Source organism: Streptomyces sp. NPDC046915, from assembly GCF_040644935.1.
GTDB lineage: Bacteria > Actinomycetota > Actinomycetes > Streptomycetales > Streptomycetaceae > Streptomyces.
Genome location: NZ_JBEYXB010000016.1, coordinates 174,348 through 193,134, shown reverse-complemented (window position 1 = coordinate 193,134; position 18,787 = coordinate 174,348). Strand labels below are relative to the sequence as shown.

General features: G+C 68.2%; 13 protein-coding genes and 5 pseudogenes. 10 read left to right on the top strand and 8 right to left on the bottom strand.

Going from position 1 to position 18,787, the window contains the following annotated elements:
- Positions 1–185 precede the first annotated feature (185 nt).
- Together ABZ915_RS34560 and ABZ915_RS34555 are read right to left on the bottom strand one after the other, a co-directional pair.
- Positions 186–335, bottom strand: a pseudogene (locus ABZ915_RS34560) (IS630 family transposase); the annotation flags it as partial.
- Positions 326–472: pseudogene (locus ABZ915_RS34555) on the bottom strand (IS5/IS1182 family transposase); the annotation flags it as partial. The pseudogenes ABZ915_RS34555 and ABZ915_RS34560, both read right to left, overlap by 10 nt.
- Here ABZ915_RS34555 and ABZ915_RS34550 point away from each other — a divergent pair.
- Together ABZ915_RS34550 and ABZ915_RS34545 are read left to right on the top strand one after the other, a co-directional pair.
- Positions 463–1,270 (top strand): annotated as a pseudogene (locus ABZ915_RS34550) (metallophosphoesterase); the annotation flags it as partial. The pseudogenes ABZ915_RS34555 and ABZ915_RS34550 sit on opposite strands and share 10 nt — an antisense overlap.
- A gap of 356 nt (positions 1,271–1,626) precedes the next feature.
- Complete coding sequence (locus tag ABZ915_RS34545; RefSeq protein ID WP_361811436.1) at positions 1,627–1,926, top strand: trypco2 family protein; 300 nt, start codon at positions 1,627–1,629, stop codon at positions 1,924–1,926.
- 47 nt (positions 1,927–1,973) lie between these two features.
- On the opposite strand, the gene ABZ915_RS34540 is transcribed toward ABZ915_RS34545, so the two are convergent.
- The 3 genes and pseudogenes from ABZ915_RS34540 to ABZ915_RS34530 form a co-directional block, all read right to left on the bottom strand.
- Positions 1,974–5,435, bottom strand: coding sequence for a trypsin-like peptidase domain-containing protein (locus ABZ915_RS34540; protein WP_361811433.1), 3,462 nt, complete (start codon positions 5,433–5,435; stop codon positions 1,974–1,976).
- 466 nt (positions 5,436–5,901) lie between these two features.
- A pseudogene (locus tag ABZ915_RS34535) lies at positions 5,902–6,678 on the bottom strand (transposase family protein).
- Between the two features lie 183 nt (positions 6,679–6,861).
- Positions 6,862–7,503, bottom strand: a complete 642-nt coding sequence (locus ABZ915_RS34530; RefSeq protein WP_361811430.1) for a hypothetical protein — start codon at positions 7,501–7,503, stop codon at positions 6,862–6,864.
- A 156-nt stretch (positions 7,504–7,659) separates the two neighbouring features.
- Between ABZ915_RS34530 and ABZ915_RS34525 the strand changes: the two genes are divergently transcribed.
- The gene (locus ABZ915_RS34525) at positions 7,660–8,457 is read left to right on the top strand and encodes a hypothetical protein (RefSeq protein ID WP_361811427.1); all 798 of its coding nucleotides are present in this window, start codon (positions 7,660–7,662) and stop codon (positions 8,455–8,457) included.
- 433 nt (positions 8,458–8,890) lie between these two features.
- Here ABZ915_RS34525 and ABZ915_RS34520 read toward each other — a convergent pair whose 3' ends face one another.
- The 3 genes from ABZ915_RS34520 to ABZ915_RS34510 all read right to left on the bottom strand — a co-directional run bounded on the left by ABZ915_RS34520 (position 8,891) and on the right by ABZ915_RS34510 (position 13,100).
- Positions 8,891–10,405, bottom strand: coding sequence for a glycoside hydrolase family 43 protein (locus ABZ915_RS34520; protein ID WP_361811424.1), 1,515 nt, complete (start codon positions 10,403–10,405; stop codon positions 8,891–8,893).
- Between the two features lie 74 nt (positions 10,406–10,479).
- Complete coding sequence (locus ABZ915_RS34515; RefSeq protein WP_361811421.1) at positions 10,480–11,931, bottom strand: cellulose-binding protein; 1,452 nt, start codon at positions 11,929–11,931, stop codon at positions 10,480–10,482.
- Positions 11,932–12,053: 122 nt separating this feature from the next.
- Positions 12,054–13,100: a LacI family DNA-binding transcriptional regulator gene (locus ABZ915_RS34510; protein WP_361811418.1), complete on the bottom strand. Its 1,047-nt coding sequence runs from the start codon at positions 13,098–13,100 to the stop codon at positions 12,054–12,056.
- A 233-nt stretch (positions 13,101–13,333) separates the two neighbouring features.
- Here ABZ915_RS34510 and ABZ915_RS34505 point away from each other — a divergent pair, with 233 nt between their 5' ends.
- From ABZ915_RS34505 to ABZ915_RS34475, 7 genes and pseudogenes are all read left to right on the top strand, one after another.
- Entirely contained in the window at positions 13,334–15,034 is a 1,701-nt protein-coding gene (locus ABZ915_RS34505) for a cellulase family glycosylhydrolase (protein WP_361811415.1), read from the top strand.
- A gap of 107 nt (positions 15,035–15,141) precedes the next feature.
- Positions 15,142–15,489, top strand: a complete 348-nt coding sequence (locus tag ABZ915_RS34500) for a hypothetical protein (RefSeq protein WP_361811413.1) — start codon at positions 15,142–15,144, stop codon at positions 15,487–15,489.
- Positions 15,486–16,784: a hypothetical protein gene (locus ABZ915_RS34495; protein WP_361811410.1), complete on the top strand. Its 1,299-nt coding sequence runs from the start codon at positions 15,486–15,488 to the stop codon at positions 16,782–16,784. Before ABZ915_RS34500 ends, ABZ915_RS34495 begins: the two co-directional genes overlap by 4 nt.
- Positions 16,785–16,798: 14 nt before the next feature.
- Positions 16,799–17,392, top strand: a complete 594-nt coding sequence (locus tag ABZ915_RS34490) for a hypothetical protein (protein WP_361811407.1) — start codon at positions 16,799–16,801, stop codon at positions 17,390–17,392.
- A 63-nt stretch (positions 17,393–17,455) separates the two neighbouring features.
- Positions 17,456–17,506 (top strand): annotated as a pseudogene (locus ABZ915_RS34485) (hypothetical protein); the annotation flags it as partial.
- On the top strand, positions 17,507–17,776 hold the full coding sequence (locus ABZ915_RS34480) for a hypothetical protein (RefSeq protein WP_361811582.1): 270 nt from the start codon (positions 17,507–17,509) through the stop codon (positions 17,774–17,776). It abuts the pseudogene before it with no gap.
- Complete coding sequence (locus tag ABZ915_RS34475) at positions 17,773–18,705, top strand: carbohydrate ABC transporter permease (protein ID WP_361811404.1); 933 nt, start codon at positions 17,773–17,775, stop codon at positions 18,703–18,705. Before ABZ915_RS34480 ends, ABZ915_RS34475 begins: the two co-directional genes overlap by 4 nt.
- Positions 18,706–18,787 lie beyond the last annotated feature (82 nt).

Genomic DNA, 18,787 nt, shown 5'->3' with positions numbered 1-18,787 from the left:
CGGCAACTCGATCCGGGATGTCCATGGCTGAGGCCAAGCAGTGCCGGTGCGGCGTCCTTGGGATGGCCCGGAGCCCAGCATGCGAAGCCTCTCCGAATTACGTCAACACCCCGGATAATTAATCCGGAAGGGTCCGGCCGATTGGCTTTTCGTCAACCCGCCGCGGAATTACTGACGTCGGCGGGTCAGGGGGAAGCTGGGTCGTCGAGGGTCAGGCTGGTGTCCGCTATGAAGCCGTCGAGGGTGCCGGACCGGTACTGAAGGCGCTTGAGTCGGTTGCGGACGAGTGCTTCGAGCCGGTCGAGGGCGACGATGGCGAGGTTGGCCAGGCTGCGTCCACGGTCGTCCCCGGCACCGGACGGGCTGCCGCGATCACCAGCCGGGTGTCGGCGTCCACGATGCCCTGCCCGTTCGCCGAGAACCGGCAGTTGCGGCCGGCGGCCGCCACATTCCGGTCCCGCAGCGTCGGTACTGCTCGCCTGGGGGTACGCCGAGGCCCGCCGCGTGCCACGCGTGCGCCGACTCGACGTGCAACTCCCCGGCCTGGGTGCCGGGTTGGACGGCACCCGCGTCGTCCTCATCACCGACACCCACTACGGCCCACTCGATCGCGCCCGCTGGTCGGCACGGGTGTGCGAGACGGTGAACACGCTGGAAGCCGACCTGGTCTGCCACACCGGCGACATCGCGGACGGCACGGCCGAACGCCGCCGCGCCCAGGCCACCCCACTCGGCACCGTGCGGGCCACCCAGGCCCGGGTCTCCGTCACCGGCAACCACGAGTACTACAGCAAGGCCCAGGGCTGGGTCGACCTGATGGACGAGACGGGCTGGGAGCCGCTCCGCACCGCCATCTCTGCTGCTCGAACGCGGAGACGACACCCATGTGGTCGCCTGCCTGGATGACGTCACCGCCTAGTCCTCCGGCCTCGCCGGCCACGGCGCCCACCTCGCCGGAGCCCTGAACGGCACCGACCCCGACCACCCCGTCCTGCTCCTGGCACACCAGCCCAAGTTCGTCGACCAAGCGGCAGCCGACGGCATCGACCTCCAACTCTCCGGCCACACCCACGGCGGCCAGATCTGGCCCTTCCACCACCTGGTCCGCATCGACCAGCCCGCCCTCGTCGGCCTCAGCCACCACGGCCCCCGCACCCCCCTCTACACCAGCCGCGGCACCGGCTTCTGGGGCCCGCCCTTCCGCCTCTTCGCCCCCAGCGAGATCACCCTGCTCATCCTCCGCTCCCCGCAGCGGCCCCCCACGCCGTAGCACGGGGCGGGCCGGCGGTTCCGCCTGGAGACACGGCCGTGCTCCGGCACCCCGACGAAGGGCTGCGCATCCTGCAACGCCCTGCGTGTCACCAGCGGCACCACTGATGAGGCTTCGTGAAAATCCCAGGGCCGCTCTTCAATCCCTACTTTGGTGACTCGCCATCGAAGAGTCGGAGTCGCCCGTCTCCGGACGGTCAGGCCGGCTGCTCGCCGTCAAAGTCGATGGAATCGCCGCGGGCCGCATGCGGGGTAGAGGCCCAAGCGTCAAATCAATGCGATTTGCACCCCGGCCGTCAGGCGGGGAGCCCTACGCTTGATGGCAGTTGCGCCAGCGGTTCCAGAGGGGGACGACTCGTGATCGAACTGGGAAGCGTCATCAAAGACCTGCGCTCGGAGTTGCAGGCCGCGATCGAGGCGGGCAAGGACGAGAACCTTCGCTTCGAACTCGGGCCGATCGAGCTCGAGGCTTCAGTCGCTGTGGAACGGTCTGACAGCGGCGGGGGCAAGGTCCGCTTCTGGGTGGTCGATCTGGGGGGCGAACACAAGAAGGACGCGTCGAACACCCAGAGGATCAAGCTCTCCCTCACCCCGAGACTGGTCGGAACTCACCAGGCACCGCAGATCTCGGGCCATGCCGGAGCCGACGAGGAATAGCCCGTCCGCCGGGCGGCCCTGCGACGGCGGCAGTTGATCATCGCCGGTCAAGGATGAGTGTCCTGCTCGAGTGAACGCTGGTGGATCCAGGCACGCACTCTGGCCAGGTTCCGGCGCTCCGAGCGGCTCCGCCCGGGTTCGAGGGTCATCTGGTCCACGAGCGTGAGCGCGCGGTCGCAGTCGACGAGCGTCAGAGCCCTGACAGCGTCGCGGCGGTAGCGGAAGCCCATAGCCGGGTCTGTAGCGAACATCTCGAGAATCTCCTGTGCGCGCGGGTCACCCAGCCGCGCAAGCTGCCAGGCCGCGGTGACACGCCACAGGTCACGGTACTCACGTCGATGTTGCGCGCCGCTGGCGACCTCGAACAGGAGGTTCGCTGCGGCTGGATCGTCCAGACTGTTGATCAGACCCTCGGGCAGCGTCGTTCCGGGCGCCTCGTTCAGCCGGGCGGCAGGTTCAGGTGCGGAGGCGATCGACCATGTGTCACCCGTCATCTCAGGGATCAGGTGAGCGATTTTGACCCTCAGCCAGCTGTCGTCGTCGCTGCGGACGTAGGTTTCGGATGTGTCGGCGCCGGTGGCCTCGTCCAGAGCGGCGAGCGCACTGTCGATGTAGATGCGTGCGATGCCCGGCAGGTCGGCTGCTTCCCGCAGTTCCCGCAGCAGAGCCAGGGCCCGATCGTGGTCGATTTCGCCGAGAACGGCGGCCAGGCGCTCTTCGACGGGGTTGAACCGGGGGCCGGCGGCTCGCAGAGCTGATTCGAGCAGGCTGATGGCAGCGTCCCGGTCCACCAGAGCGAGGTTGCGGGCGACGGACTCCTGGACCCGTGAGTGCCTGAGGCGCTCTCGCAGGGGATCGTCCAGGGATCGCTCATCGAAACGCTGACTGAACCAGACCAGTCCGCGCCCCGGGTCCAGTTGGTAGAGCAGTCGCGCAGCCCTGAAACGGCCGTGCTCGCCCAGGGCCTGCTGATCGGCGATAGCCGTCAGCACATTTGCTGCCCGGGCCAGGTCGTAGGAGGCCAGCTCGCGGACGGCCTCAAACCGGTAACCCTTGTATGTCTGCTGGGTGGCAAGGGATTCGAGCGCCACCAGTCCGGTATCACGGTCCATCCTGGCCAGGATCCGCGCGGCCTCGAGCCGTTCCCTGCCGCCTTCGTCTTTCCTCCTCACCCGGTTGGTGGCGGCTGCCAGCCGGGTGAGCGCCTCCTGCCGCACCACGTCAGGCAGCCCGACGCCCAGCTTCTGGAGCTCCGCCAGCATCTGACACGCGTCGAGTTGAGTGCGCCGGGTGCCGAGGAGCCGAAGCAGATCCGTCGTCGTGTCTGCCGTGTCATGCCCGCCAGGGTCGAGGACGAACCCGAAGTAGGACAGGTCCTGCGCGTCCGGCGCGGTCCAGCGAACCTGCACGGGCGGGATCGTGCGGCGAAGCCGCAGAGCCTGGTGCAGGATTCGGACGCGCTGTTGTGGGTCCGTGACAGCTTGGCGGGCGGCCAGGTAGTCCCGGATCGTCAGGTGCAGGAAATCGTGATCCGTGCCGCGTGGGGTCATCAGGCCACTGCGCCGCAGCAAGGAGTCGAGGAAGTCGCGCCAGTGCGCTTCGGGGACTCCGGCCGGACCGTCGCCACCGGGCAGGACCGCGATGATGTCGACGGCCGTGCGAGCCCCGCAGGATCCGTTTCGGCGCAGCCGGGCCAGTTCGCCGAGCAACCGAGGCAGGCTGAGCAGCAGTTTGTGCACATGGTCGGTCACCGCCGGGTTGTGCCGCCGCAGGCTGTGGCCGGCCTGGACGAGAATCCCGGACCGGCCCTCGTCGGCAAGCCGCGCAAAGAGCAGGTCGGTGAACTGCGCGTAGATCTCGCCGCGGCTTTCCGGCAGTTCGATGTCCTGCTGGGCACCGAGGCCGTGCTGGTCTGCAGCAAGGCGGCACAGCATCGCGGTCAGCAGCGGCGTGGAGGCCACTTCGGCGAGCCGAGTGCGCCGGGCCAGCGCCGCCGAGAACCGGTCGGCCGCCTCCTGCGCATCAGGTCGGCCGTGTGCGCTGAACCAGGATGCGGCGACGTCCCGCACGTCCTGGGGGGAGAACGGTTGTAAGCCGTACCAGGGCACGGTTGGACCGAGCCGTTCCAACTCCCCTGATGGCAGCGGCCGAGTGGCCACGGTGAAGCGCACGTGCGCCCCCTGCGTCCCTCCGGCCAGGGCGGACAGAGCGGTCAGCAAGCGTCGACGAGCAGCCGGATCGGTGATCTCGTCGAGGCCGTCGACCAGGAACAGCCAGGGCACTTGCGGCCCGGGGGGACTCCGGAACAGCTGCGCGGGGAGAGCGGCGGCAAGTCCGTGCCACCTGAGTTCGGCAGTGACCGCCTGCGCTGCTGCGTCGAGCAGGGTTCCGTCGCCGACCAGGTCTGCGGCCCGGACAAGTACCGGCACCGCGGTGTCCGTGGCATCACGGCGCCAGCGGGCGAAGGAGGCGGCGGCCACCGTGCGCAGAAGGCTCGACTTCCCCCCGCCCGGCCCCGCGACGACGGCACAGCTACCGGCCAGACCGAGGATGTCGGCTGCCTCGAGCCGCTTGCCGGGGACAACCAGCTCATGCTCTGGCTCATCCGGTCCCGTGGCGGGCGCGTCGTCGAGGCGGCGGGCGAGCTGACGCAGGTAGACGGCGGCCAACGGCGGAGCGAAACCGGCGGATGAGCCGAAGTAGGGCTGAGCCGCGACCGAGCGCTCGGCAGCCGCCAGATAGTCCTGCAGGATGTCAGCGTGAGGGCCCAGCGTCAGCGGCCGGACGGTCGGGTCGGGAAAGCCGATCAGTGTGCGGAGTCGGGCGGCTTGCGGCGGCGTCAGCTGTGCCTGCCAACGGTCCACACGGCTGGCGGTCAACGTTCCCAGCTCGTCAGCGCGCCGGTGCTCGCTGACCACGCCGATGATCCTTCCCCGGCTCCAGACTGCGGCTCCGGACATGCCCTCCCACGGCGAACGCGCCGGGTCGGGGTCCGACTCGGGAGCAGCCACACGCAGTTCAAGGCCTCCGTCGCGGAGGTTGGAGCCCGGGACGGCAGTGCCGTCCGCGTAGCGGCTGTCGCGGTACTCCGTCACCGAGTCGTCAGCATGCACGGTCCGGCGCATTTTGAACCGGGGAAAGCCCACGGCCACGCAGGGAGCCGGCTCGTCGATCCGGCCGAATGCGGCGCGCGGCAGCTGGTCCGCGGTCCGGCCTACGGGGGTACTGCCCTCTGGGATACGCAGGACGGCCACATCGATTTCCCGGTCGCAGAAGACCACGGTTCCATGCAACGCGCGCACGGAGCCGTCGTCGAGCACGAAACGCACGGCGATTACCCCTGCGTCGCGTACGACGTGCGCGGCGGTCAGCACCGTGCCTTCGGCGACCTGATACCCCGAACCGCGCCTCCCGGACAAGGACGCCCCGTCCGCTCGGCGGCCCACGACGCTCTGGTCCGGCCGGGCGATGATCTGTACGGCCCGGCGGGCTTCGAATCTGCTCGCCATGTCCCGGTGTTCCTCAGCCGGGTCCGGTTCACTGCTCGTCTGCACCGGCTCCCCCTACGACACCGGCTGGGAAATCCGCTCGGTCCTACGCGGTAACCCGCTCACGGCAACCTCCTCCGCTTGAGCACGAACGGACTATAGGGCGGTGGACACACCGCCGTCTTGCGGAAGGGGGAACATCGTGACACGCACTCACGGTGCCCACGCCTTGCGAGTTCCCGGAAAACGAACTAACGGCCGACGGCATCCGCAGCGGCGCTCCACGCTGGCCTTTCTCCACCCCGGACGCTCGTCGCGGCCCACAAGACGGCTGGTCTCGGCGACGGGTGACTCCGCAGGCCGGTCACTCCGTCGCTGGTCAGCCTCTTCATCCGCATGACGCAGTGGCGCGGCATCGAAAGTTCCTAAAGGGTGTTGCACAAGGCTGAGTGCGGGCAGGTCAGAGCGGGTGACGGGCTCTCTCTGCTCATGACGCGAGGGCGAGGTTGTGCATGTGGGCCACGGCTTGGACCGCGTGATGGAGCCCATCGCCCCGCTGGCGGCAGTCGCGCAGGATCTTGTAGTTCTTCAGCCGGCCGATGACGTGTTCCACCCGGGCACGCGCCCTGCGATGTTCGGCGTTGTCGTCCTCCTCGGCCTGGAGCAGGGCCCGTCCCGGGCGTTTGCGGTGCGGTACCGCCATCCCGCAGTTGGGACAGGCGCCGTCGCCTGGCACGGTCACTCCCTCGCAGTGCCGACTCAGCCCGGACGCCCGCCAGACGTGGGCGTCCACGGTCGTCCCCGGCACCGGACGGGCTGCCGCGATCACCAGCCGGGTGTCGGCGTCCACGATGCCCTGCACGTTCGCCGAGAACCGGCAGTTGCGGCCGGAGGCCGCCACACTCCGGTCCCGCAGCGGGGATCAGCGTGCCGTCCACGATCCACAACCGGTCCGCGGCCTCCGCCGAGCGGCTGGCGGGCTCGATCGCGAGACCGGGGTCCAGCCGCTGGATGACCCTGCACACGATGGAGGAGAGGAGGAGACACCGAACAGCGGGCCGAGCTGCCGCATCGTGAGGTTCGTGCGGTAGTACACCGCGACCATCAGCACCCGCTCGGCCAGCGACAGCGACCATGGCCGGCCCCGCAACGTGCCATTGCCGCCCCGCTCCTGCACCACCTTCAACAGACCCGAAAACTGCGTCAACCGCAGCCCCGTGAACGTCTCCACCCACACCCGCTCAGCACATAACACCTCAACAATACAAGGGAGATGCCCAGCTCAGAGCCTTGTGCAACACCCTTCAAGGAAAAGTCGGCGTATTTGAGGCCGGTCGTCACGACAGTGAGCGGGACCGGGTCAACCGAGACGACGCCGGCCATCCACACGCCAGGGACCAGAGCAGGTGAGATTGTCGGTGCCCCGGCGCCGCTCAAGCACAGCCCCCTATGGCTGAGTGGGTCCGGCTGATGGGACGCGTTGTCGGCGCAGGAGCAGGCCTGCTGGCCGCCACAGGGCGAAGGCCAGGCCGAGGCCGAGTGGGATCTGCAGGAGCCGCTGGATCACCGGAGGCCCGGGCTTGTCCCCCCGCCTGAGCGGGGCACGGCCCTGCGGATCGACGGTCACCGTGTAAGTGCCGCCTACCACCCACTTCCAGCCCATGAGCCCGTTCTCCTCGAACGGAGCCAGCGGTGGGCCGTCGACAACGGTGACCGTGTAGCGGTGGACGCCCGGATCCATGCCGTCGCCGGTGGACCACTGAATCTGTCGGACCCTGACGTGTTCGGTGCGCCCGTGCTGGTGCAGTGCCTGCTGATCCAGCTCCAGGATCTGCAGGATCAGCACCCCGAAGAGGCACACCGCGCACAGCAGCCACCGGAGGTCCAAGTACCAGCACGTGCAAAGGAACACGCAGCCGAGGAGGATCGCCAGCGCGCACAGCAAGTCGATCCACTGGGCGTGCGCGACGAAGGCCGTGCGCACGATCAGACGCACGATCGCCCACAGTGCCAACGCTGCGCCGGTGCTTGCGGCGCCCACCAGTACCCACCGGCCCACGCGTATCCGCCCTGTGCGTACTTCCTCCACGCTCAACCTCACCCTTGCTCTCGATGAAACCGTCGGCCTGGTGGGTGTACGCGTTCCAATGTATGGATTGTTCAACGATCCTTCAATAGGATGGTTCAACATCCAGCCGTCCGCTTCGCGGGCGCGGAACGGTAACCAACCGGAGGGCTCAAGGAGATGAGCTGGCATCAGTTCGAACAGGTCGACGACAACGGGCAGATCCTGTTCAGCGACGACCCCGCGCTGCGGCTCGAGGGCATCGTGATGGGTCTGGAGACCGCGGAAGGCACAGTCACCCTCGATCACGCACAGACACGTCACATGCCCGCTGCCCTCTTCGAGTTCAGGCGTGCCCTGGGCGTGGGCCACTTCGGGTACGTCGTGCCGAAGAGAGCCTCGCTCGAGGGCATACCCAAGGAACCGCAGATCGAAGGCGCCATCCTGTTCGGCATGAGGCGCCTACCGCCCGAGTTCTCCGACCTGCGCCTGCCCGACCCGCCAGGATCCGACGATGACGAGGTCCGCCTCGACGAGAAGCGGCCCACCATATTCGACGAGCTGCGCATGCGCGAGCCACTGCGACGCGACCCCGACGAGGTCTACTTCGGCATGAGACGCAGGCCGCCCGGCTACGCCGACCTGCGCTCGATCCCCGGATGGGAGCTGCACGAGACACCCGATGAACAGCCAAAACTGGCGGGGCGCCTCGGATACACCTACTCCCGGCTGGAACTGCGGACGCCCGACGGGGAGATCTACTCCCGGACCTGGGTCCCGCACGACCCCGAGTGGGCGGCCGCCGCCCTGCGTCACGGCTACGTCGTGTGCCTGTGCGGCGTGGAACTGGGGATCCGCGCACCGTACGCGATGACCGACGCACAGTACACCCCGCGCATGCGCCACGAATGCTTCCGCCACGGATGCGCAGTGGGCCTGACCGTCGGCGGGCTCGTCGCCTACGTCGACCACCGCTGAGGCGCAACACCGAGCCGGCATGCATCGCGTACGAACTGGGTCGCGACGCGGTGAGCCGCCCACACAGGGCCCGAGCCCGGCGCCGCCCTCGACGACGCAGCCGCGTCCGGCCCAGCCGCTCAAAGGGCAAGTCCGAGCAGGCACTTCACGTCGACACCCGCATGTTCAACACCCTGCTGCGGCACGCCCGCGCACTGGCGAGCGCACCGCCGCCGAGCTCAAGCAGCGATGGCGCACCCTCCAGTACGTCACGCTCAGACCAGCCGGATCGGCGACACAGCGCCGCGATGACAACGAGATCTCCGGGCCTCAGGGCAGGAGGGCGAAGCAGTTGAGGCAGTGAGAATCGATCACCGAGGCAGTGTTCCAGCACGCGCGACAACACGCCTCACAATTATCGATCGGCTCCCTCCCCCAGGCGGGGAACCCGTCTTCAGCTATCGAGTGGCTCGTAGTCGAACCAGTCGAAGTGCACGGAGCCGGCCGAGGCGAACATTCCGAGGACCCGGCCGGTGAAGCCGCCGGCGACCTCCGTGGACAGGTATTTGCCGTCCAGTGAGGTGAGTTCGGCGAACGTGCCGTCCGCTTCCTCGATGCCGATCGAAACGGTGTCGGGGCCGGTGCGTGCGTCGTTCACCGTCTCTACAGCGGCCACCTCGATGCGGAGGACCACAGGTCCGGGGGGTACCGGCCGGGACGCCACGACCGTGCTCAACGGGCCGATGCGGGCGCGTACTTGTACCTCGCCGGAGGCCGCCTCGATGTCGTAGTGGTGCTGCTCGTCGAGGCGTACGGCCAGGCCGCCGCGCCCCTCCCCCACGTCGACCAGGGTCCGCACCCGGCAGGACAGATGCTGCTGCCGTCGGCCGACGAACGTCACGTCGGTGTCGTCGAGCGAGGCTCCGCGGGCGCGCAGGGCCAGCCAGCCGTGCCGTTCCTTGGTGGTGCAGTCCTCCGCGGGGCGATGGCGCAGTGAGACCCAGTGCGGGGCCAGCTCGCTCTGGTCGAAGTCGTCCCGGACCGGCCTGACGGAGGCCGGCTGGAGCGGCCACGGGGGCGCGGGCGCATCCAGGGACAGTTCGCCGACGACCGGCCAGTCGTCCACCCACGTCACCGGCGCCAGGAACGTCTCGCGGCCCAGCACGTGCCAGCCCGGAGTGCCGCCTCCCGGCCGCACCCCGAGCAGCACCATCCACCAGGAGCCGTCGGGTGCCTGAACCAGGTCGGCGTGGCCGGTGTTCTGGATGGGATGGTCGGTGCCGCGGTGGGTGAGGATCGGGTTGGCCGGGCACGGCTCGAACGGACCCTCGGGCGTATGGCTCCGGGCGATCGAGACACCGTGGCAGCGCTCGGTGCCTCCCTCGGCGATGAGCAGGTACCAGTAGCCGCCGATCCGGTACAGATGCGGTGCCTCGGGGGCCTTGGCTCCGGGCATGCCGGACCAGAGTTTCCGCGCAGGCCCGAAGGTCTCCCCGGTGTAAGGGTCGAGGCGAACCTGCGACACTCCGGCGACCGTGCACCAGCAGGTGCCGTCCTCGTCCCAGGCGAGATCCGGGTCGATGCCCTGCACCCCGGGCAGCCTCACCGGATCGGACCAGGGGCCCGCCGGGTCGGTGGCCGTGAACAGCAGGTTGCCGTCGCGGCTGACGTTGGTGACGATCAGCCAGAAACGGCCGTCATGATGGCGCAGAGTGGGCGCGTAGATCCCGCCCGAGGCGGGCGAGCCCAGCGGCAGGCGCAGCTGGCTCGGCCGGTCCAACGCGTTGCCGATCTGCGTCCAGTGCACCAGGTCCCGGCTGTGGAAGACGGGAACACCCGGAAAGTACTCGAAGCTGGAGCACGCGACGTAATAGTCCTCGCCCACCCGGCAGATACTCGGATCGGGATGAAAGCCGGCGATGACCGGGTTGTTGACGGTGGTGGTGCCCGTCTCGGGCCTGCTCGACACCCTGATCGAGTCCTCTCACTGGTCCAATGGCTTGCGGTTCACTGGCTGCGTTCGCTGGGCGGCGGTTCGCCTGCTCAGCCGTTGCGGAGTTGTACGACCACGATCGAGTAGGCCGGCACGGTCTGGCGGGTGGCGCTGCCGGTGGTGGCGGAGCCGATCGAGGTGGCGTTCTTCCGGTACGAGTACACGGTCGGGGTGGCCGAGGACGGGGTGAACCCGCTGTAGGACAGGGTGACCGTGGCGTCGTCGGCGGGGTCCTTGTTGATGAGGAGGACGCTCACGTCACCGTTCGCCCGCCGCACGGCGTGCGCGGACACCAGCGACGTCGAACTGGCGGCCCGGACCAGCCGGTCGCCCGGCGCACCCAGCTTGGTGATCATCCGGGCGCCGTAGTAGGGCGGGAAGGGCGTGTTCAGCGGCGGTTGACAGGAGGCGCCGCTGGAGAGGATTCCTCCGTCGTCGTAGTCGGTGGCGCCTTCCACGGTGGTCACGTGGCTGCAGTCGGTGCCGTTGTGCAGGTTCCACCAGTCGAGGGTGAAGGCGCCGTTCTCCATCCATGTCAGGTACTCGTCCGGCGCGAACAGCCCGTTCGGGGAGGTGTCCTTGTAGGCGTTGGCGTTGGCCTCGGTCACCGCGATGCCCACGTTGGGCGCATTGCTCCCGGCGTACTGGTTGATCAGTGACCGGAGCGTGGCTGCCATGCCGGGGATCTCCGCCTGGGGTTTGCCCAGCAGGTCGGCCTGGCTGTTGCCGATCGGGTAGTGGTGCACGATCACGAAGTCGATCTTCGAGCCGGCGATCGAGAGAACCGTGTGGTTCCAGTCCGTCGTGTCGCCGGGTCCTGTGATGCCGTCCGGCCAGGCTCCCGGGGTGGTCAGCACGGCACCGATCTTGATGGTCGGGTCCACGGCCTTCATCGCGGTGGCGTACTGCACGAGGTTGGTCGCGTACGTCGTGGCGGTCTTGCTGGAGTGGTGGTCGGTCTCCCAGCTGGCGCCGTAGAGGCCGTTGCCGTAGACCTCGTTGCCGATCTCCCAGTACTTCACGCCGTAGCCCTTGGTGACGTTGGCGTACCGCACCCAGCCGGCCGCCTCCTCGGGTGTGCCCGAGCCGTAGTCGGCGGTGATGATCGGCTGCGCTCCGGTGGCGCGTACCGTGGCCATGAAGGCGTCGAAGCCGGTGTTCGGCGCGACGTAGCCGCCCTCGACGGTGTGCGTCTGCCAGTGGTACCCGTCGGCGTAACCGCCGCCCGGATAGCGGACCATGCCGACACCCGCGTCCTTGAGCAGCCCGGGAACGGACGGGTGGTTCATGTTGCCGTCGTAGACGGCAACGTTCATTCCGACCCCGGTGGCCGGGATGCTCGCCAGCGTGCGGCCGGCCTCCACCGAGACGGAGGCGGTGGCCGCGGCCGAAACGGCTTCCGCCGGAGGGGTGGCGGCGGTGATGGAGCCGGCCGCGGCCAGCGAGACGGCTGCGACAAACCCGATCAGGCGGATGCGGTGTCTTTGGACCAGCCTGCGCATGTGCCCTCCATCGGGATGACGAGCGGCCGGGTGGACGAGGAACGCGCACCACGGTCTACGAGACTGGAGCACTTGGCAAGTGTCGTTGCGGAGATGCGAAAGTTTCGAACCAGGGTAGGGCTTTACTTCAACGGAGCGGTGCTCCCCCGGACCGTCAGGGTCGTCGCGATCTCCAAGCCTGCCTGGGGTGCCTGCTCGCCGCGGCCGAGGGTGAGTGCCAGCTCGGTCGCCGCCACCGCCATCTCGGTCAGGGGCTGGTGGACGGTGGTCAGCGGAGGATCCACCCAGGCCACGACCGGGAGGTCGTCGAAACCGACCACGCTCAGATCGTCCGGGATGCGCAGGCCGGCCTCGCGCGCCGCCTGGTAGACGCCGAGCGCCTGCAGGTCGTTGGCAGCGAAGATCGCCGTCGGGCGTTCGGGCAGGGCGAGCAGGGTGCGCGCCGCGTCGTAGCCGTCGTCGCGGGTGAGGCCGACATGCACGACGATCTCCGGATCGACCGGCAGGCCCGCAGCGTGCATCGCCGAACGGTATCCGTCCAGCCGGGCGGAGCAGCACAGCTGATCCTCGGGGCCGCCGATCATCGCGATGCGCCGGTGACCGAGTTCGGCGAGGTGGCGGGTCGCGGCGCGGCCGCCGGACCAGTTCGTGGCACCCACGTACGGGACGTCGTCCGGCAGCTCCATGATCGGGTCGAAGACGACGAACGGGATCCCCTTCGCCGTCAATTGCTCGCGTTCAGCCTCGGAGAGCTGCGCCACCGACAGCACGCAGTTCGGGCGCCGGGCAACCGTGTCGTCCCAGGTGGGTGCCGCGCTGTCGTGCAGGCCGAATTCGGAGACCATGAGGCCCACGCGGTGCCGGCGAGCCACCTTCTCCACACCCCGGATGATCTCGACCGCCCACATGTCCTTGAGCTCGCGGAACACCAGCTCGACGACATTGCTCCGGCCGGCTCCGGCCGGCTTGCGGTAGCCGTACCTGTTGATCAGCTCTTCGACCCGGGCACGCGTGTCCGCGGACACCCCCGACTTTCCGTTGAGCACCTTGGACACGGTCGGCACCGACACCCCCGCCGACTCGGCGATGTACGCGATCGTGACCGACTTGGGCGCGTCACGCTCCTCGTGCTCCCGATCCGCCGGTCCAACTGCTGCGTTGTCCGCCAAGGTGGCCTTCCCGATCATCGAACCGCTCGCGCCCTGGGCGGGCCTGGCGCGCAAGCCGGTTGAACAGCCTCGTGCAGGTGTGCCGCGTCATTCTCGCATCTCTTACCGACAGACCTGTGGCCCCGGACACATCTTCATGTTAATTTCTCCGCCGCGCGCAGAGAAAGTTTTCCGTCGAAGCCAGTTCCTATTTCCTGGGCGGTCTGCGCCCCCTCATCCGGAAGGTGCCCGCGATGACGCGGAGACTGGTACCAAGGCTCGCCGCGGCGCTCCTGCTGGCGATCGCCCTCCTGCCGCTGATGCCCGCCACCGCACGGGCCGCCGACCCGCCCCCGGCCGGCTCCGCCACCGCCCGCAGCGCGGTCGCGGCCATGCAGCCCGGCTGGAACCTGGGCAACACCTACGACGCCATCCCCGACGAGACGTCCTGGGGCAACCCGCCCGTGACCAGGGCGCTCTTCAAAAAGGTTAGATCGCAGGGCTTCAGGAGCATTCGGCTGCCCGTCACCTGGGGCGTCCACCAGGGCACTGCCCCGGACTACACGATCGCCCCGGCCTGGCTGGCGAAGGTGCGACAGGTCGTCGACTGGGCGCTGGACGAACACCTCTCCGTGCTGCTCAACATGCACCACGATTCGTGGATGTGGGTCAACAACCTCTCCACGGATCACGACGCCGTCCTCGCCCGCTACACCGCCACCTGGACCCAGATCGCGGCGGAGTTCCGCGACGAGCCGTCCCGATTGGCCTTCGAGAGCATCAACGAGCCGACGTTCAGCAGCACTTCGGGCGACGACGAGAACTACCGGCTGCTGGCCGAACTCAACACCGTCTTCCACCGCATCGTCCGCACCTCCGGCGGCCGCAACACCGGCCGGCTGCTCGTCCTGCCCACCCTGTACACCAACGCCGACCAGGGCCGGCTCGACGCGTTGGCCGCCGACCTCGCCGCCCTCCACGACCCCATGGTGGCCACGACCATCCACTTCTACGGATGGTGGCCGTTCAGTGTGAACATCGCCGGCTACATCCGGTTCGACGCCACCGCCCAGAAGGACCTCACGGACACTTTCGACCGCGTCCACGACACCTTCGTCGCCCACGGAGTCCCGGTCATCATCGGCGAGTACGCCCTACTCGCCTACGACCACAACCGCCCCGGCATCATCGAACGGGGCGAGCAACGCAAGTACTTCGAGTTCCTGGGCAACTACGCCCGCAAGCAGAAGCTCACCACCATGCTGTGGGACGCGGGCCAGTTCCTGAACCGCACCACCCTGCAATGGCGGGACCCGGAGCTGTTCGCCCAGATCAAGTCGAGCTGGAGCACACGCTCGGGCACCGCGTCCAGCGACCAGGTGTTCCTCCCGAAGTCGGGGGCCATCACCGCCCAGAGCCTCACGCTCAACCCGAACGGCACCGACTTCCAGGGCCTGCGGTACGGCTCCCGCAACCTGCTGAAGGGCAGGGACTACGCCGTCTCCGGCAACCAGCTCACGCTGACACCCGCCGCACTCACCGAGCTGGCCGGTGACCGGACGTACGGCGTCGACGCAACACTGCAGGCCAGGTTTTCGCGTGGCATCCCGTGGCGGATCGACGTGATCACGTACGACACCCCGGTCCTGTCCGGCGCTTCCGGGGACACCGACGGCCTGACCATCCCCACCCAGTTCCGGGGCGACCAACTGGCCACGATGGAGGCCACCTACGACGACGGAAGCAACGCCGGCCCGGCCGGCTGGACCCCCTACCAGCAATGGGACACCGCCTTCACCGCGTACACCGGCGACTCCATCAAGCTGACCTCCGGCTTCGTCAACTCCCTCAAGGACAACTCCCGCGTCACAGTCACCTTCCATTTCTGGAGCGGCTCCTCGGTGATCTACCACGTCACCAGGACAGGCAACACGGTGACCGGGACGACCGGCTGATCCCAGCGTCCTCGCTCCTCCCCGCGGGCCCGTTGTTGAAGCGCTTCGCCTCACTCCGCTCCGTTTCCGTGTCCCACCGGAGAAAGCAGCCGACCATGGCCAATTGAATGAACCGCAGAACCCTGTTGAGCACGGCCGCGGCCGTGGCCGGTGCCGCCGCGACGGCGCCGCTGCTGTCCGCCTGCGGCAGCGGTGGGCAGAGCACCGGCGGGGCCAGCACCAAGAAGAGGCTCAAGGCCGCGCTCCCCGCCTACGCACCCGCGACCACCATCAAGCCGGACATCGCGCCGGTGGCCGGTGGCGCCGACATCGCGACCGACCCCGGCTTCCTCACCTATCCGGCCCAGCGGCCCCGGACGGTCGACGGCGTGCCCGGCAAGGGGGCAGCTACACGGCGGTCACTCCGCTGTGGGGCACCGTCCCCTCCCCCGGCAACTTCTTCTACCAGGCCATGAACAAGGCCCTGGGCGTCGACCTCAGGATGAAGCCCACCGACGGCAACAACTACCTCACCATCGTCCCCACGATGACCTCGGCCCAGAAGCTCCCGGACTGGATCCAGCTGCCGGCCTGGTGGAACTCCGGCTTCAACACGGGCGGACTGGCCGGCACCCAGCTCGCCGACCTCACGCCGTACCTGGCCGGTGACAGGATCAAGAAATATCCGAACCTTGCCGCCATACCCAGCGGCGCCTGGCAGGCGGGCGCCTGGGGCAACAAGATCTACGGCATCCCGTCCTACTCCAGCCGCTGCGTCGTCTCCGGCACCACCTTCTACCGGCGCGACATTCTCTCCGCCAAGGGCATCGGCGCCGACCAGATCAAATCCGCCGACGATCTGTTCACCCAGGGCAAGGAGCTGACCGACGCCAAGCGTGGCATCCGGGCGTTCGACGACGTGTGGACATACCTCTTCCCGTTCTGGGGCGTACCCAACAAGTGGAAGGTCCAGGACGGCAAGCTGCTCAACAAGTACGAGACGCAAGAGTTCCTCGAGGCGCTCAACTGGCACCACAAACTTGCCAAGTCCGGCTCCGTGCACCGCGATGCCCTGGCCGGCCAGGAGGTCTCCGCCGCGACCCGCTTCTACGCGCAGAAGGTCCTGCTCTCCGGCGGCGGCACCGGGGCGTGGACCCTCACCGACCAGCAGTCCGGCTCGGCCGCCGACAAGAACTACCGGCGTGGCGCCCTCGACGTCTTCGCCGCCGACGGCACCTCCAGGCCGAACCTGTTCCTGGGCAACTCCACCGGCGTCCTCAGCTACCTCAACAAGAGGCTGGGAAAGGACCAGATCGAGGAGCTGCTCGCGGTGGCCGACTACCTGGCCGCGCCCTACGGTTCGGCCGAGTACACCATGGTCAACTACGGCGTCGAGGGCATCCACCACACCATGGTCAAGGGGGTTCCCACCTTCACCGACGCCGGCAAGAAGTACGTCCAGCCCCAGACCTACTCGTTCCTGGCCTCCTCCCCGCAGGTGATCAGCAACCCCGGCGCGGACCAGATGACGAAGGACTTCGCGGCCTGGCAGGCCACCAATGCCAAGTACCTGTACAAGCCGGTGTTCTGGAACATGAACATCTCCCTGCCGGCCTCGCTGGCCACCGCGGACGCCGCGCAGTCGGTCGAGGACACCATCAAGGACTGCTGCCACGGCAAGCAGACGGTCGCCGCCTGGAAGAGCAGCGGCGACCGGCTCAAGCGATGGCTGACGACGAACGTCCTGGAGAAGTACGGCACCGGTCAGTGAGGGGAAACGCAACTGTGGCCACCACCGTCACGGCCAAGACCGAGAAGCGCGGCGCCCCGGATCACCCGCCGCACCCACACGTCAAGCTGCACTGGCGGATCCGGCTGCGCCGGGACAAGTCCCTCGTCATCATGACGATCCCGGCCGTGGTACTGCTCCTGGTCTTCAACTACGTGCCGCTCTTCGGCCTGATCACGGCCTTCCAGTACTACGACCCGCTGGTCGGCGTCCGGTACAGCCAGTGGGCCGGCCTGGAGCAGTTCACCGCCCTCTTCCAGGACCCGCTGTTCTGGGCCGCGTTGAAGAACACGCTGTATCTCAGCTTCGTCCAGCTGATCCTCTTCTTCCCCGTCCCGATCGCCCTCGCCCTGCTGCTCAACACCGTGCTCAGCGAACGGCTGCGCAACCTCATCCAGTCGATCGTCTATCTGCCGCACTTCTTCTCCTGGGTGCTGACGATCACCGTCTTCCAGCAGATGCTCGGCGGCGCCGGCGTGCTCAACCAGTTCCTGCGCCAGCACTCCATCGGCACCTGGGACATCATGTCCAACTCCCACACCTTCGCCCTGCTGGTCACGTTCCAGGCCGTCTGGAAGGAGGCGGGCTGAGGCATCATCGTCTTCCTCGCCGCACTCGCCGCCATCGACATCACCCTGTACGAGGCCGCCACGGTGGACGGCGCAGGCCGCTGGCGCCGGATGTGGCACATCACGCTGCCCGGGATGCACGGAGTGATCGTGCTGATGCTGGTGCTGCGCCTCGGCAACGCCCTGACGGTCGGCTTCGAGCAACTCCTGCTCCAGCGGGTCGCCGTGGGCCACAAGGCGGCGGACGTGCTGGACACCTTCTCCTTCTACTACGGCATCGCCACCAACAACTACAGCTACGGAGCCGCGGCGGGCCTGTTCAAGAGCGTCATCTCGCTGCCGCTGATCTGGGGCGCGAACAAGCTCGCGCACACCTTCGGGGAGGACGGGTTGTACCGCACATGAGCACTGCCCATGCACTGCACGGGCGCCGCAGCGCCAAGCGCCCCGTCTGGGACGAGCAGCCGTCGGCGGCCGGAACCACCGGGAAAAGCACCGCACTCGCCCTGGTCGCAGCGGCCGTACTGGTACCCCTGTGGATCATCGTGGTCACCAGCCTCTCCACGCAGGCCGCCATCAACCGGGCCGGCGGGCTGGTGATCTGGCCCGACGGCCTCACGCTCTCCGCCTACCTGGAGATGCTCGGCGACCCGACCGTACGCACCTCGGTGCTGGTGAGCCTGGCCGTCACCGTCATCGGCACCTCGATCTCGATGATGGTGTCGGTGTGGTGCGCCTACGGACTGTCCCGCTCCCAGTCCTACGCCCACCGGCCGATCCTGACGCTCCTGGTCATCACCATGTTCGTCAGCGGCGGCCTGATCCCCACCTTCCTGGTGGTCACTGGCCTCGGCGGCTACGGCGAGTACTGGGCCCTCATCCTGCCGAGCGCCGTGTCGGTCTTCAACATCCTCGTGCTGCGCTCCTTCTACTCCAGCACGTCGACCGAACTCATCGACGCGGCCCGCATGGACGGGGCCGGCGACTGGCGGATCCTGTGGTCGGTGGTCCTGCCCACCTCCCGCGCCGTCACCGCGGTGATCACCCTTTTGTACGCCGTCGGCTACTGGAACGCCTTCTTCGACGTCATGCTCTTCATGCCCACGGAGAGCCAGAAGTGGCCGCTGCAATATGTGCTGTTGACGTACGTGAACCGCGGCAACGGCCTGCCGGGCTCCGTCAACAGCGGCTTCGGCAACTCTCATGGGCAGACCGCGCCGCTGTCCTTGCAGATGGCGGTGGTCGTGCTGACGCTGGTGCCCCTGCTCGTCGTGTACCCGTTCATGCAGAAGCACTTCAGGACCGGCGTGCTGACCGGAGCCGTCAAAGGCTGACTCCTGTGAGGGGCGGTCGTTGATCTTAGTGCTTTCTTCCGAGGCACGTTCCGCTGAGAGACCGATCCGCTCCCGTCCGGAC